The organism is Spirosoma pomorum, from assembly GCF_054776615.1.
On sequence record NZ_BAAHBP010000001.1, the window covers coordinates 219,895 to 234,730 of the forward strand.

Below are 14,836 nucleotides of genomic sequence, written 5' to 3' on the forward strand. Positions count from 1 at the left end.
CCCACCACTCATCCAGACCGACAAATCTGGTTCAGGCTTATTATGGAACGGTCTTCCCACGATAACGACGCTTTACCCTTTTCGTCCGGTACGGATGGCCAGGCCCTGATTCAATCGGGTATTCCGGTCGACGTCCGCCAAACATACGACCAACTGAATCTAATCGTTTTTACGGTCGACCCAGATGGTACGTTGAGCTACATCAACCCGTATACGTATCGCGTAACGGCCTGGCAGGCGGAGGACATTCTTGACAAGAATTTCTTCGACATTTTTGTCCCGGCTGCTGAACGGGCTCGCCTGGAACTCGAACTAGAAGAGGCAATCAACCGCGGCACCCTGCCTGAGTCAAAGGAAGTGAATCTGCTTACTCGAAGTGGCGCCTTTCGCAATGTTCGACTCAACTCGTTCATTACGAACCGGACCTCGGCTGCGGAACCGGCGTCGTTCACCATCATCGCGGAAGACGTAACAAACAAACGGCGGGTTGCGTCGGCGCTCTCGAACACCAACGCGCAGCTACAAGACCTGGTTGATAACACGTCGGATATTATTCAGCTGCTGACCCTCGACGGTAAATTTATTTTCGTTAATCGCGCCTGGCGGGAAGCCCTGGGTTACAGCTCGGACGAAATATCAGCGCTGAACCTAAATGATATTCTGCATCCTGATGCTGTCGACAGCACCTGGGCTATGCTGAAACGGATCGAACAGGGCGAGAAGCTACCGTACGTCGAAACCGTTTTTCAGGCCAAAAATGGCAGAAGCCTCTTTCTTTCGGGTAGTATCAACTGCCGGTTCGATAACGGCCGCCCAACGGCATTTCGGTGCATCATGCACGATACGACCGAAAAGATCCGGGCCGAAAAATCGCAGAAGCTATATTACAGTATCGCCAACTGGACGATCAACGCGCCAACGCTGGACGAGCTCTATCAGAAAATTCACGAGGAGCTGGGACACATCATTGACGCCCGCAACTTTTTTATTGCCCTCTACGATTCCGGCAAATCGTACCTCTCCTTCCCGTATTACGTTGATGAATATTTCAATGGTCACATGCGGTTTACCAAACGCAAACTGGGCAATGGGCTGACCGAATACACGATCCGGGCGAATAGGCCGCTGTTTCTGTACGAAAAAGATATTCGGCAGCTCGCCGATGCCCATCATATCGACCTGTATAACCAGCTCCAGCCCGCCGTCATGTTAACGGCTCCACTCCGGATTGGGGATGAAATTACGGGGATCATCGGGGTGAAGTCGTACGACAACCCACAAACGTACGGTCCCCGCGATCTGGAATTGCTCGAGTTCATTTCGGGGCAGGTAGCGCTGGCTATTGCCCGGAAACAGTACGAAACGATTCTGGATAAGCAGAACGCCCGGCTCAACGCCATTTTTGACAGCAGCACGTACCTGATCTGGTCGGTCAATAAAGGACTTCAACTGACCTCATTCAACCGCAATTATGTCCAGATGATTGAGACGCAACTGGGCGAAGCGCCAACGCTTCAAACGAGCGCGTCGAAGCTAAGCTGGCGTATGATTGGTGTCGATAACCAGCGTTTGCTGGAAGAACGATACCGGCGGGCCTTCCGGGGCATTGCCCAAAGCTTCGAAATGCATTTTGTTACGTCCAAGGGCGAAACCTTCCTGGAATGCCATCTGAACCCTATTACGCTGGCGGGGGGCGTTATTGAAGAGGTGTCGTGCATCGCCCGGGACATTACGAATCGGAAGCGGGCCGAAATTTCCACCCGCCGGAGTGAGGAAAAATTCCGGGGCATTTTCGAGAACCTGCAGGATATCTACGCCCGCGTTGACCGGCAGGGTCGCATCACCATGATTAGTCCGTCGGTTTACAAGCGCATGGGCTACGCCCCCGACGAGGTCCTGGGTCAGGAGGCTCTGCAATACTTTGTCGACAAGCAAGTCCTGTTCCGCGCTCTCATCAAGCTCCGCAGTAACCATAGCCTGCGCAATTTTGAGGTCAGCATGCGCCGGAAAGACGGCACGGTCCGCCAGTTCATGTTCAACATGCTGATGCTCCAGGACGACCAGGGCGATTATTCCGTTGTGGCTGTGCTGGCGCGCGACATTACTGAATTGAAGCGTCAAGCGGCTGAATTGGTTAAAGCCAAAGACGAAGCCGAACGGTCGCTGAAAGTGAAAGAGCGTTTCCTGGCCAATATGAGCCACGAAATCCGGACACCAATGAACGGCGTGATCGGCATGATCGACCTGCTCAACGATACGTCCCTGGACGAGGAGCAGCGGAGTTACGTAAAAACGATCAAACGCTCTTCGGAGACGCTGCTAAACATTCTGAACGATATTCTGGATCTGTCGAAGATCGAAGCGGGAAAAATGGTGCTGCACGAAGCGCCGATTGCCTTCCGGGAAATTTTCGACAAGCTGATTGCGCTATTCGGGCAACAGGCTAATTCAAAGAACAATACGTTAACCTATCACCTTGGCCCCGATCTGCCAACCTTCGTCATTGCCGATCAAACACGGCTGCTGCAAATCCTATCAAACCTGACCTCGAACGCAATCAAATTCACCGAAAACGGAGCCGTTCGGGTAGAGGCTAATTTGCTTAGCAAACGCGGTAAATTTAATCGTATTCGTGTCGACGTAACCGACTCTGGCATTGGCATATCACCCGAAAATATTAATCTGCTCTTTAACTCGTTCAGTCAGGTCGATACATCCTCCAGAAAATCGTTTGGCGGCACAGGACTTGGCTTGTCGATTTCGAAAGAACTGGCGCACCTGATGAAAGGAGAGGTCGGCGTTGATTCGCAGGTTGGCAAAGGAAGTACATTCTGGTTTACGGTCGAGGTGAAGGAAACGGCCATCAGCCCGTCGCAACAACCAACCGAAGCTGCCGAAATTTCACTGGCCAACTTCTTCAGCGAGTATCATCCAAACGTATTACTGGTCGACGATAATGCCGTTAACCGCAAGGTAGCCAGCGAAATTCTGCGCAAGGCCGGCTGCGTAGTCACAACGGCCGACAGTGGCGCAGCGGCCATTCAGGCAGTAGAGAATCGGGGAAACGAAGTTAATCCGGTGTCCCCTGACCAATCCCCTTCGCCCCCCTTCGATGTCATTTTCATGGACATCCAGATGCCCGATATGGACGGTGTTGAAACCACGCGTCGCCTGCGCGATCAATTTGGTAAGCAATTACCAACCGTCGTGGCGATGACCGCTTATTCGATGCGTGAAGACCGGGAACGGTTCATCAGCCAGGGCTTGGATGATTACATCGCTAAACCCATTCGGGCCCAAAGTCTGATTGCGAAGGTCAAAGAAATTTCAGATGCAAGCCGGGCCAAACGTAACGCCCAGCCGGTTCCAGCTCCGAAACCAGCCGAGCCCGTTGTTGAAACAGTTTTACCCATCATTGATGAAGAAATTGTTGGCCAGTTACGCGATATTGGAGGGCAGGAGCTGGTCGACAGTATCATGGAAGAGTTCGTCACCGAGGCAACCGAACTGGTTACGGGGTCTGTCGATGCCTATGCGCTGGGCGATATACCAACCGTAAAAAGCCATTTGCATACGTTAAAGGGGAGCGCAGGCACCATTGGTGTCTCCCGCGTCGCCGACATTTCCCGTACCGCTGAGGGCAAACTCAAAGTCAATGATACCAGCGGCCTGAAAGAAGCCTTGCAGGCCCTCGAAAAAGCGTTTGCGGAATTCAAACAAGCATGGCAAAAATAAAGAGAGGGACTAAATAGTCCCTCTCTTTATTTTTTGTTCCAAAAATCGCTCGAAGGCTATAGAACAGCAAAGCCCGCTGGTGGGCGGGCTTTGTGCTTCCTTCAGTGGAATGTTAGTGACCGATACGGGAATCGAACCCGTGTTACCGCCGTGAAAGGGCGATGTCCTAACCGCTAGACGAATCGGCCGTCTTGTTAAAAGACCCACCGTTTTAGCTTTTGCAGCTGCCGTGGTGGCGAATCGTGGTGCAAAGGTAAGGCGAAGTTTTATTAATGCAATACCTGGTCTAAAAAATTCTCAAAAAATATTTCAGAGACGTTTTCGGCTTATTTTTGTCAGGATTGCTTTCTCTCTTTTACTCCATCAATTCATGAAGTACATTCCGCTGTTAGTGGGCCTCTTGTTTAGCTCGCTATCCGTGTCGGCCCAGACGCCCCCCCCAGCGGCTGGTCAACCGCGTCCCAGTGCTATTGATTCACCCGCCAAGTTTCTTGGATACCAGATTGGCGAGCGATTTACGCCCCACTATCGTGTGGTGGCTTATGCTGAGCAGGTGGCGAAGCAGGTTCCCTCAAAGGTTAAAGTACTTCCCTATGGTACTACGCACGAAGGGCGGCAAATGGCCGTCGTCATCGTTTCCTCCGAAGCGAACATAAACCGGCTGGAAGAAATCCGAACCAATAATCTTAAGCGTATTGGTATGCAGGATGGGCAACCTACCAGTGCGAAGCAGCCAGCTATTGCCTGGCTGAGCTACAACATTCACGGTAACGAAGCGGTCAGCTCCGAAGCCTTTATGGACGTGCTGTACCAATTGGTTAGTCCGACCAGTAGCCAGTCGGCCCTATCGCAGAAGATTCTGAATTCGGCGGTTATTATTCTCGACCCAGGTCTAAACCCGGATGGACATGATCGTTACGTTAACTGGTACAATCAGATGATGGGACGTAATCCAGACCCCACCCCATCGGCGCGAGAACACAATGAGCCCTGGCCGGGCGGTCGCTACACGCACTACTTGTTTGACCCGAACCGGGACTGGGCGTGGCAGACGCAGGAGATTACCCAACAGCGCATGTCAGTTTACCAGAACTGGATGCCTCAACTGCACGGTGATTTTCATGAAATGGGTTACGAGAGCCCTTACTACTTCGCTCCGTCGGCCAAGCCTTACCACGAAGACATCACGGCTTTCCAACGGCAGTTTCAGCAGATTATTGGTCAGTACTGCAGCAAAGCGTTTGACAAGAATGGCTGGCTGTACTACACCCGGGAGCGCTTTGACCTTTTCTACCCCAGTTACGGCGACACGTATCCAACCTATAACGGCGCTATCGGTATGACGTACGAGCAGGGAGGCAACAGCCGCGCGGGTCTGGCCATTCAGCGCCGGGACGGCGACACATTAACCCTGCGCCAGCGAATCGATCACCACGTAGCGGCCAGCATCGCCACCCTTGAATCAGTCGCTGACCGATCGGATGAAGTAGTAAAAGAGTTTGGGCAGTTCTTCGACAAGGCACGTAACACACCGATCGGTCCTTACAAGAGCTACGTCATCAAATCAAACGGCGATGCAGGGCGATTGAAGTCATTGCAGGAACTGCTGGAACGTAACAAGATTACGTATGGCTACGCCGATAAGGCACAGAAGCTGTCGGGCTTTAACTACACAACGCAAAAAGAAGACAAGAACGTCTCAGTGGCTTCAGGCGATATGGTCATCAGCGCTTATCAGCCCAAATCGACGCTGCTGAAAATTCTGTTCGAACCGAACTCCAAACTAGAAGACTCGGCTACGTACGACATCACGGCCTGGTCGCTGCCTTACGCGTTCGGCTTACAAACCTACGGGCTAGGCTCGCGTATCAGCGCGGGCGGTACGGCTCCGGCCGTTCCAAAGTCAACGTCAATGGCGTCGGGCACGAAGGTATACGCTTATGTAGTCCCCTGGCAGTCGGCTCCGTCGGCTCAGTTGCTGGCGGGTTTGATGAAAAAGCAAGTCCGGGTTCGGGCTGCGGAGAAACCATTCGAGCTGGAAAACAAAAATTACCCTTCCGGAACACTGATCATTGCGCGGGCGGGTAACGAGCGTTTCGGCGACCGATTCGACGCTCTGGTGCAGCAGGAAGCCAATCGCTACGGTGTTACGCTGACACCCGTTCAGACGGGCTTCGTGGCGAAAGGATCCGACTTCGGTTCTGATTTCGTAACCAGTTTAAAAGCACCCCGCGTTGGGTTGGTCATTGGCGACGGCACCCCTCCCCCATCAGCGGGCGAAGTCTGGCAGTTCTTCGACCAGGAACTAGACTATCCTATCTCTCTGTTCGATGGCAATTCGCTCGCTACAGTTGAGTGGAACAAGCTGGACGTATTGATTCTCCCAACGAACTACAGCTACGGGCGTTTCCTGAACGATAAAGTGCTGGCTTCCATTCGGGAATGGGTTCGGGCCGGGGGCAAACTCATCGCGATGGAGCGGGCCGCTTCGTTCCTGGCGGGTAAGGAAGGTTTCTCAATAAAAGAAAAGGACAACAAAGCCGCGGATAAGGACAAGCCCAAAAAGGATAATCTGGACGAGTCCACGAAGATCTACGCGGATCGCGAGCGAAGCGCTATTTCAGATGATATCCCCGGAAGCATCTATCGCGTGAACATCGACACGACCCATCCACTAGGCTTTGGTCTGGAAGGCGGTTACTACACGCTGGTTCAGAATGCCTATGATTTCGATTTCCTGAAGGACGGCTGGAATGTTGGCTATTTAAAAGATAACAACTACGTAGCCGGTTTTTCGGGAAAAAACGCCAAAGACAAACTCAGAAATACCCTGCTGATGGGTGTCCAAAGCTACGGCCGCGGCAGCATCGTATACTTAGCCGACGACCCATTGTTCCGAGGCTTTTGGTACAATGGAAAGCTTCTGTTCAGTAACGCCGTATTCATGGTTGGTAACTAAGTAAAACTACCGATAAGTCCGTATTTTTTCGTAACTATGCAGAGACGCAATGATCGCCATATCATTGCGTCTCTGTGTTATTAAGCAGTAGTAACCTGCTAATAATGAACCTCTTTCCCAAACCGAAAACTATTCTCCTTGGTGAAATCTTTACTTAACCTTTTGGTAGGGTACCTATTACTGATTCCCTTCTGTAGCCTGGCCCAAAAGAAAAATGAAAGCTACCAGCTCCACATCAGCCGTGCTACGTCACCTATCGTCCTGGACGGTGTTGTTGATGAACCAGCCTGGCGGTCAGCTGAAGTTGCCACTAATTTCTGGATGGTATTGCCCATGGATACCAGTCGCGCCAACGTACGCACGGAAGTTAAAATGGCCTATGATGCGCAGCATATCTACCTGAGTGCTGTCTGTTACCACGGCGATGTAGAGGGCCCGTACATGGTTGAATCGCTACGGCGCGACTGGTCCTTTCCCAAAAACGACAATTTTATTGTCTTCATGGATACGTTCGACGACCAGACCAACGGCTTTACGTTCGGTACCAATGCCGCCGGAGCACAGTGGGATGGCCTGATTTATGAAGGCAGTAAGGCCAATCTGAGTTGGGATAACAAGTGGGCATCGATCGTCAAAAATTATCCGGACCGCTACGTTCTGGAGATGGCGATTCCATTCAAAACCATCCGCTACAAAAAAGGCATCACGCGCTGGGGGATTAACTTTAGCCGCCAGGATCTAAAGACTACGGAGAAATCGTCGTGGACGCCCATCCAGCGGCAGTTTCCGACGGCTGCGTTGGCTTTGACGGGGGTGCTAGTTTGGGATCAGGCACCACCGCAACCCGGTCCTAACATTTCCCTCATCCCTTACGCGCTGACGGGCCTGAACCGTGACTATCAACGCGGTATTCCTACTGAGAATCGATTTGATGCGGGACTCGACGCTAAAGTAGCCGTTACGTCATCGCTGAACCTTGACCTGACGGTCAACCCCGATTTCTCGCAGGTGGACGTCGACCAGCAGGTGACGAACCTGGATCGATACGAGTTATTCTTCCCCGAAAAGCGGCAGTTTTTTCTGGAGAACGGCGACCAGTTTGCCAACTTCGGCTATTCGACCATCCGTCCATTTTTCAGCCGCCGAATCGGCCTGGGTGGGGTACCCATACGTTTTGGGGCGAGGCTTAGTGGCAAACTCAACAAGGACTGGCGGCTCGGCGTCATGGATATGCAGACGGGCCACGTTGACGCGACGGGGCTGCCCGCTCAGAACTTTGCGGTTCTGGCCCTGCAACGACGCGTATTTGCCCGCTCGAATATTGGCTTCATGTTCGTCAATAAGGAAACGATCAATTACGAATCAGTAGCCAATAAAAGCCAGTATTCCCGATACAACCGCAATTTCGGCATCGAATACAACCTGGCTTCGGCCAATAACTTCTGGAGCGGCAAAGCCCTGTATCTTAAATCGTTCAGCCCCCAGCCGGTTCGCACTACGCCCGAAACGCCGGGTTTAGCCCCGGAGCGATCAGCAGGTGACGATGCGGTCTACGCGGCTAATCTGCAATATACCAGCCGCCGATGGCTGCTCAGTGGACAGTTGGAAGCCGTTGGGCAGAATTACACCGCCGAAGCAGGGTACGTACCACGCCGGGGGTACGAGCGCGGCCTGGCTACGGTTGGGTATACTTTTTTGCCCACCGGCAGCCGTGTGTTAAATCACGGTCCAACGCTGACTTCGATGTATTTTTTCGATAAGTCCTGGAAGCAGAGTGATAACGAAAGTGTAGTTAGCTATGGAGTTACGTTCCGCAGCCGAAGCGTCCTGACGGCCTGGGCAGCCACCGATTTTGTGCGTCTTCTTCAACCGTTTGACCCCACCAACACCGGCCGAGAAACCCTGGCAACCGGTACTTTGCACAACTGGACAGCCTGGGGCACCAGCTTCGTCTCAAAACCACAAAGCGTCTTTACCTACGGTTTTTCGACTCGATACGGTGGTTATTACGCTGATGGCACCCGGCTGAACCTAACGGCCGATATTGGTTACCGCTTTCAGCCCTACGCCAGTCTGGCAGCCAGTGTGAGTTACAATGATATCCGATTACCTCAGCCCTGGGGACGCACTACGTTCTGGCTGGTTAGCCCCCGTTTTGACCTGACGCTGACCAACACGCTCTACCTGACCACCTTCGTGCAGTACAACGAGCAGCAGAAAAATATGAACCTCAACGCCCGGATTCAGTGGCGTTACAAACCGGCGTCCGACTTCTTCCTCGTCTACGCCGACAACTATTTACCCAACGCTACACAAATTGGTCAGGACGTTCCCGGTTTCTTTTCGGTAAAAAACCGGGCATTGGTGCTGAAATGGACATATTGGTGGAATTTGTGACGGAAACCGCCGAAAACAAAGCGGGCTGAACACCGGTTATTTGAGCAACCCGCCCTGATCAGCGGCATCTACTACTACACGTAAACTACTCCTGTTATGAAATCCTTATTGCGTTTTTTCCCACTTGCGTTCGTTGCCTTGTTCATGACGCTGTTTCTGACCAGCTGTGAACTAGCCGGTGATATTTTCAAAGGCGGTGTTTACACGGGTGTCATTCTGGTTGTTGTCGGCATTGGTGTCGTTATCTGGCTCGTTGCCAAGCTGTTTGGTGGAGGACGTTCCCAATAAACTATATGCACAAAAAAGCCCGGCTTTATAAAGCCGGGCTTTTTTGTTACCGAAAATTCCGGGTGGAGTTATGCCACCAGTTCCAAAAGGCTATCCCGTTGCAGAACAGCCCGCTGCCGTTCGTTCAGATCGTCAGAAGCTTTCATCAACGGCAACCGGACCTCGTTCGAAACTAGGCCCATAATATCCAGAATATTCTTCACGCCGACAGGATTGCCTTCTTCGTACAGCAACGGATCGATTCGTAAGAAATGACCCAGTTCTTTCTGCGCGAACGCGAAATCGCCCCGCAGCGCTGCGTCAATCATGCCCGAAAACTTAGCTGGCAAGGCATTGGCAATAACCGACATGACGCCAACGCCACCAATGCTGATAATGGGAATCGCTTGTACGTCATCGCCCGAGATCAGCAGGAAATCGTCGGGCTTGTCGCGCGCAATTTCCATGCATTGCTCAATCACGCAGGAGGCTTCTTTTACGCCGATAATGTTTGGGTGCTGCGCCAGTTCGCAAATTGTTTCGGCGGACATGTTGATTCCGGTCCGGAACGGAATATTATACAAAATAACGGGTACCGGGCAGGCATCAGCCACGCGCGTAAAATGCTCAATGACACCCCGTTTCCCAGGTTTATTATAATATGGACAAACCGATAGGATAGCATCGACTCCATCGAAGTCAATGTCTTTCATACCCGCTACGACATCAGACGTTACGTTGCCGCCAACACCATAAACGATGGGCAGACTCTTCGGGTTATTTTCCTTGAGGTACTGAAGCAGTTGTTTCTTTTCCTGCTTGGTCACCGTCGGCGATTCGCCGGTAGTACCCTGCAGAACGATATAACGGACGCCCCCTTCGGAAACGTGCCGGACAAGGCGGCCAAAGCCGTCAAAGTCAATGGACAGGTCGGCATTGAACGGCGTTACAATTGCGACGCCGGTGCCGTGGAAACGAGTGCTCATATTGCTGTGAACCATATTGGTACGCAAAGTTAGGGGAATTTAGCGGGGAAACCGTTACTCACCCAGCATTGCCAGAAACTCTGTTTCGTTAATCATTGGTACGTTAAGCTGCTGGGCTTTGGCCACCTTCGACGGCCCCGCGTTTTCACCAACAATCAGGTAGTTCAGCTTCTTGGAAACACCATTGAGCAGTTTGCCGCCGTTAGCCGCAATCTTGGCCTCCAGTTCCTCCCGATCGAAGCTGGCGAACGTCCCAGTGTAAAGGAATGTCTTTCCCGTCAATGCATCTCCTTCGACGGCAATCTCCTTACGAGTTCCGACAAACTGTAAACCAGCGGCCCGCAACCGCTCGACCTGTTGTACGTTATCTGCGTCTGCAAACCACTCCAGCAGGCTGTCCGCAATTCGGGGTCCGGTGTCAGGAACGGCTAATAGCTGCTCCCTGTTGGCTGCCATCAGTGCGTCCATCGACCCAAAGTAATCAACTAGCTTTTCGGCGGTCGTATTGCCAACGTAACGGATCCCTAACGCGAACAGTACATTGGCAAAGGACTGATTTTTCGAGCGTTCGATAGCCGTCAGGATATTATCGACCGTTTTCTGACCGAATTTCACCGTGCGCGTTTTGCTGGCATCATCCGGATCAACATATGTTTTTTGCAGACCCAGCAACTGTTCGTTCGTCAGGTCGTACAAATCAGCCGGGTTCAGAACTAAATTTCGGTCGATGAGCAGTTGAATTTTCCCTTCGCCCAGGCTTTCGATGTTCATCGCCCGGCGCTGGATAAAGTGTTCAAACCGAGCCTGCCGCTGGGGCGGACAGTATTTTTCGTTGGGGCAATAAAAGTGCGCTTCCCCTTCTTTGCGAACCAATGGCGTACCGCAAGCCGGGCATTCTGTCGGATAGACGATAGGCTGTGCATCGGCAGGGCGTCGGCTCAGGTCTACACTTGTGACCTTCGGGATAATCTCCCCTCCTTTCTCCACGAATACCGTATCGTGCAACATCACTCCCAGCCGTTCGATCTCGTTGGCATTATGCAGCGACGCCCGTTTCACAATGGTACCCGCCAGTAAGACTGGCGTCAGCATAGCGACTGGCGTTACAGCGCCGGTTCGACCAACCTGATACTGAATCGCGTTGAGCGTTGTACTAGCGGCCTGGGCTTTGTATTTAAAGGCAATGGCCCAACGGGGGCTCTTGGCGGTGTATCCCAATTCACGTTGCTGATCATAGCGGTTGACCTTGATCACGATCCCATCAGTTCCGAGCGGCAGCTCGAAACGTTTGGTATCCCACTCGTTGATATACGCCATTACGTCGCGAATGGTCGCGCATTTTTTCCAGGTCGGCGATACGTTGAAGCCCCACTCCCGCATGGCGACCAAACTATCCTCATGGGTGTGAAAAATAGCTTCGCCTGAGGGATCGGGATCAGCCAGGAACGAGTATAGGAAACAATCCAGTCGGCGCTGGGCTACAGCGCCGGAATCCTGCTGCTTGAACGTACCGGAAGCCGCATTCCGGGGATTGGCAAGCAAGGGTTCGCCGATATCTTCGCGTTCTTTATTAATACGATCGAACTCCGCCAACGGCAGAAAGCCTTCGCCCCGCACCTCAAACAAAGCCGGCACGCTGAGAGGCCCTTTACTCGGGCCGATACGTAACGGCATCGAGCGAATCGTGCGCACGTTATGCGTAATATCATCCCCCCGGACACCGTCACCCCGGGTAGCCCCCTGTATCAATACCCCGTTTTCGTAGGTCATACTCAAAGCTACTCCGTCAAATTTCAGCTCACAGATGTACTCGTAGGGCTCATCGCGTAATCCTTTACGCACCCGGTTGTCGAACTCAACCAGGTCCTCTTCCGAGTACGTATTACTAAGTGAAAGCATCGGAAAACGGTGATACACCGTCGGAAACTCCTTACTGATTGTGCCTCCAACGCGGGCGGTGGGAGAATCAGGCTGGCGAAATTCCGGATATTGTTTTTCAAGACCAGTCAGTTCCTGAAGCAGTTGATCGAACGTAAAATCATCGACCTCGGAAACACTGTTCTGGTAATACTGGTGATTATAGAAGGTTAACTGAGTCGTTAACTCTCGGATGCGTTCCTGGGGTGTCATATACTAAAGCCAATAAGTCGGGGAAGTAGCCGAGTTTATCAGATGATCATTACTCACTCTAAACTACCCCTAACTCCCTACCGACAATATTGGTTTTGTTTCTCCATTCGGCCAAAAAAAAGTACTTTTACGAGTTAAAAAAATAACGATCCGGTCGTCAGTGGGTTTTAACTTTCTGAAAATTCACTGATTTGGTACCGCTTCACGATTCACTAACTATGTCTCGACCACAGATCGCCCCTTCGCTGCTGGCCGCCGATTTTCTCCATCTGGAACAGGCGCTTGATTTGATTAACCAGAGTGAAGCCGATGCGCTGCATTTTGACGTAATGGACGGTGAATTCGTGCCTAACATTTCCTTTGGTTTTCCGCTTCTAAAAGCCGTGCATGCGTACTGCCAGAAGCCGCTTGACGTGCACTTAATGATTAATCAACCCGATCGGTACCTGGAAGCGTTTGCAGAAGGTGGTGCGTCAACGATCCATGTTCATTACGAAGCCTGTCCTCACCTGCATCGCACGCTGACTCGCATCCGTGAATTGGGTTGCCGGGCGGGGGTTGCCCTGAATCCACATACGCCAGTTACGTTGTTGGAGGACGTATTGGACGTCATTGATGTCGTATTGATCATGTCGGTAAATCCAGGATTTGGGGGGCAATCGTTTATACCACATACGTTGCCTAAAATTACCAAGCTGAAGCAGTTGCTGCTGACCGGGCAAGCCAGCGCGCAGATTGAGGTGGATGGAGGTGTGGGGCTCGACAATGCCCGCTTGCTGTTGAACGCTGGCGCCGATATTCTGGTGGCTGGCAGTTCTGTTTTTGGCGCCAGCGACCCGGCTGCTGTCATCCGCCAGTTAAAAGACAGTCAACAACTAACGATGGCGTGAGTTTCTAACCACTCACCGACATGTTGACTTCGTAACTAGAAATTCATGAAGAAATTCCATTTGGCTGTCATTCTTTGCCTGCTTTTCTTGGCAGCAGCCTGCAAAAGTACCCAGCAGAATCAGGATGTATCGACCACGTTCGTAGGCGATACCTCTACGTCTGCCGCCCCCCCTAACCCAGAATGGGCAAAGTCCGCGTCAATTTATGAAGTGAATGTGCGGCAGTTTTCGAAAGCAGGTACGTTCAAAGCCGTTGAAGATCAATTACCCCGTTTGAAAGAAATGGGAGTCGATATAATCTGGCTGATGCCCATCTTTCCAATTAGTCAGACCAACAAAAAAGGAACACTGGGGAGCCCTTATGCCATTGCCGATTACAAGACTGTCAATCCGGATTACGGTACCATGGCGGACTTCAAGTCGCTGGTTACCCGGGCTCACGCGCTAGGGCTGCGGGTTATTCTGGACTGGGTGGCTAATCACACGGGCCGGGACCATATGTGGGCCAAATTTCATCCCAACTGGTATACACAGATCAACGGCAAGTTTGTCGCGCCAGTCGATCCGGCGACGGGCAAGCCAACCGACTGGACGGACGTCATTGACTTGAACTACAACAACGCTGAGATGCGCATCAACATGATGGACGCCATGCAGTACTGGGTAAACGAGTATGACATCGATGGCTACCGATGCGACGTAGCGGGTTACGTTCCGAATGACTTCTGGGCCGAAATCCGTCCTAAGTTAGACAAGATTAAGCCCGTGTTCATGCTGGCCGAATGGGAAGATGACCCCGCCCAGTTCAAGTACTTTAATATGAACTACGGCTGGAGTACGTACAATATGATGAAAGCGATTGCTAAAGGGGCTCGGACGGTTGACAAGCTTGATTCACTGCGGGAGGCAAATCAGCAACGGTTTCCACCCTGGTATTACCAGATGCTGTTTACCCAGAATCACGACGAAAACTCCTGGCACAACACGCTGGAAGAAGCCTTCGGACCAGCTGCCAACGCTTTCATTGTGTTGAGTTGTACACTGGAGGGGATGCCTCTGATATACAATGGTATGGAGTCGAATCTGAACAAACGACTATCTTTTTTCGAAAAGGACACGATTGCTTGGGGAAACTACCAGAAAAATGATTTCTTTAAGGTATTACTAACCCTCAAACACAGAAATCGAGCTCTCTGGAACGGTCGTGATGGTGGTAAAGTCGTTAAAATACCAACAGATCACGACGATAAAGTGTATACATTCTATCGCCAGCGCGACAATGATAAAGTAGCTGTCATGCTCAACTTAAGTAATCAAGAACAGACGGTACACCTGTCTGGTGATGGCTACGAAGGGATGTACACCGAAGTATTTAGTCATCAACCGACCGAATTACGCTCCGACCTGACGATCACGCTTAAGCCCTGGGAATACCGGGTTTTCACCAACTAACACGACCAGAACGTACGTCT

8 protein-coding genes and 1 tRNA gene are annotated in these 14,836 nt (G+C 51.8%); 6 read left to right on the forward strand and 3 right to left on the reverse strand.

Annotation, left to right across the window (positions count from 1 at the left end; translation table 11 throughout):
- The first annotated feature begins 42 nt into the window (after nucleotides 1–42).
- Nucleotides 43–3,735 (forward strand): PAS domain S-box protein, encoded by a 3,693-nt coding sequence (locus tag ACYVAD_RS00900; RefSeq protein WP_461137583.1) that lies wholly within the window; start codon nucleotides 43–45, stop codon nucleotides 3,733–3,735.
- Nucleotides 3,736–3,851: 116 nt separating this feature from the next.
- Here ACYVAD_RS00900 and ACYVAD_RS00905 read toward each other — a convergent pair.
- A tRNA-Glu gene (locus ACYVAD_RS00905) sits at nucleotides 3,852–3,923 on the reverse strand.
- A gap of 182 nt (nucleotides 3,924–4,105) precedes the next feature.
- On the opposite strand from ACYVAD_RS00905, the gene ACYVAD_RS00910 reads away from it, so the two are divergent.
- The 3 genes from ACYVAD_RS00910 (at nucleotide 4,106) to ACYVAD_RS00920 (ending at nucleotide 9,379) form a co-directional block, all read left to right on the forward strand.
- A complete protein-coding gene (locus tag ACYVAD_RS00910) occupies nucleotides 4,106–6,694 on the forward strand; it encodes a M14 family metallopeptidase (RefSeq protein ID WP_461137584.1) in 2,589 nt (862 codons plus the stop codon).
- A 141-nt stretch (nucleotides 6,695–6,835) separates the two neighbouring features.
- Nucleotides 6,836–9,091, forward strand: a complete 2,256-nt coding sequence (locus ACYVAD_RS00915; RefSeq protein WP_461137585.1) for a carbohydrate binding family 9 domain-containing protein — start codon at nucleotides 6,836–6,838, stop codon at nucleotides 9,089–9,091.
- A 96-nt stretch (nucleotides 9,092–9,187) separates the two neighbouring features.
- Nucleotides 9,188–9,379 carry a hypothetical protein gene (locus tag ACYVAD_RS00920; protein WP_461137586.1) on the forward strand — a complete coding sequence of 64 codons (192 nt, stop codon included), beginning with the start codon at nucleotides 9,188–9,190 and terminating at the stop codon, nucleotides 9,377–9,379.
- A 68-nt stretch (nucleotides 9,380–9,447) separates the two neighbouring features.
- Here the strand turns inward: ACYVAD_RS00920 and dapA are convergent, their stop codons facing one another.
- Nucleotides 9,448–10,344, reverse strand: coding sequence for a 4-hydroxy-tetrahydrodipicolinate synthase (gene dapA, locus ACYVAD_RS00925; RefSeq protein ID WP_461137587.1), 897 nt, complete (start codon nucleotides 10,342–10,344; stop codon nucleotides 9,448–9,450).
- 54 nt (nucleotides 10,345–10,398) lie between these two features.
- A complete protein-coding gene (ligA, locus tag ACYVAD_RS00930; RefSeq protein WP_461137588.1) occupies nucleotides 10,399–12,474 on the reverse strand; it encodes an NAD-dependent DNA ligase LigA in 2,076 nt (691 codons plus the stop codon).
- A gap of 218 nt (nucleotides 12,475–12,692) precedes the next feature.
- Here ligA and rpe point away from each other — a divergent pair, with 218 nt between their 5' ends.
- Together rpe and ACYVAD_RS00940 are read left to right on the forward strand one after the other, a co-directional pair.
- Nucleotides 12,693–13,364 carry a ribulose-phosphate 3-epimerase gene (gene rpe, locus ACYVAD_RS00935; RefSeq protein ID WP_461137589.1) on the forward strand — a complete coding sequence of 224 codons (672 nt, stop codon included), beginning with the start codon at nucleotides 12,693–12,695 and terminating at the stop codon, nucleotides 13,362–13,364.
- Nucleotides 13,365–13,409: 45 nt separating this feature from the next.
- Nucleotides 13,410–14,816, forward strand: a complete 1,407-nt coding sequence (locus ACYVAD_RS00940; protein WP_461137590.1) for an alpha-amylase family glycosyl hydrolase — start codon at nucleotides 13,410–13,412, stop codon at nucleotides 14,814–14,816.
- Nucleotides 14,817–14,836: the final 20 nt, after the last annotated feature.

Bases quoted from the DNA above. Each gene is read 5' to 3' on its own strand.
- rpe (WP_461137589.1), top strand. From the start codon at position 12,693: ATGTCTCGACCACAGATCGCCCCTTCGCTGCTGGCCGCCGATTTTCTC.
- ACYVAD_RS00940 (WP_461137590.1), top strand. From the start codon at position 13,410: ATGAAGAAATTCCATTTGGCTGTCATTCTTTGCCTGCTTTTCTTGGCA.
- ligA (WP_461137588.1), bottom strand. From the start codon at position 12,474: ATGACACCCCAGGAACGCATCCGAGAGTTAACGACTCAGTTAACCTTC.
- dapA (WP_461137587.1), bottom strand. From the start codon at position 10,344: ATGAGCACTCGTTTCCACGGCACCGGCGTCGCAATTGTAACGCCGTTC.
- ACYVAD_RS00910 (WP_461137584.1), top strand. From the start codon at position 4,106: ATGAAGTACATTCCGCTGTTAGTGGGCCTCTTGTTTAGCTCGCTATCC.
- ACYVAD_RS00900 (WP_461137583.1), top strand. From the start codon at position 43: ATGGAACGGTCTTCCCACGATAACGACGCTTTACCCTTTTCGTCCGGT.
- ACYVAD_RS00920 (WP_461137586.1), top strand. From the start codon at position 9,188: ATGAAATCCTTATTGCGTTTTTTCCCACTTGCGTTCGTTGCCTTGTTC.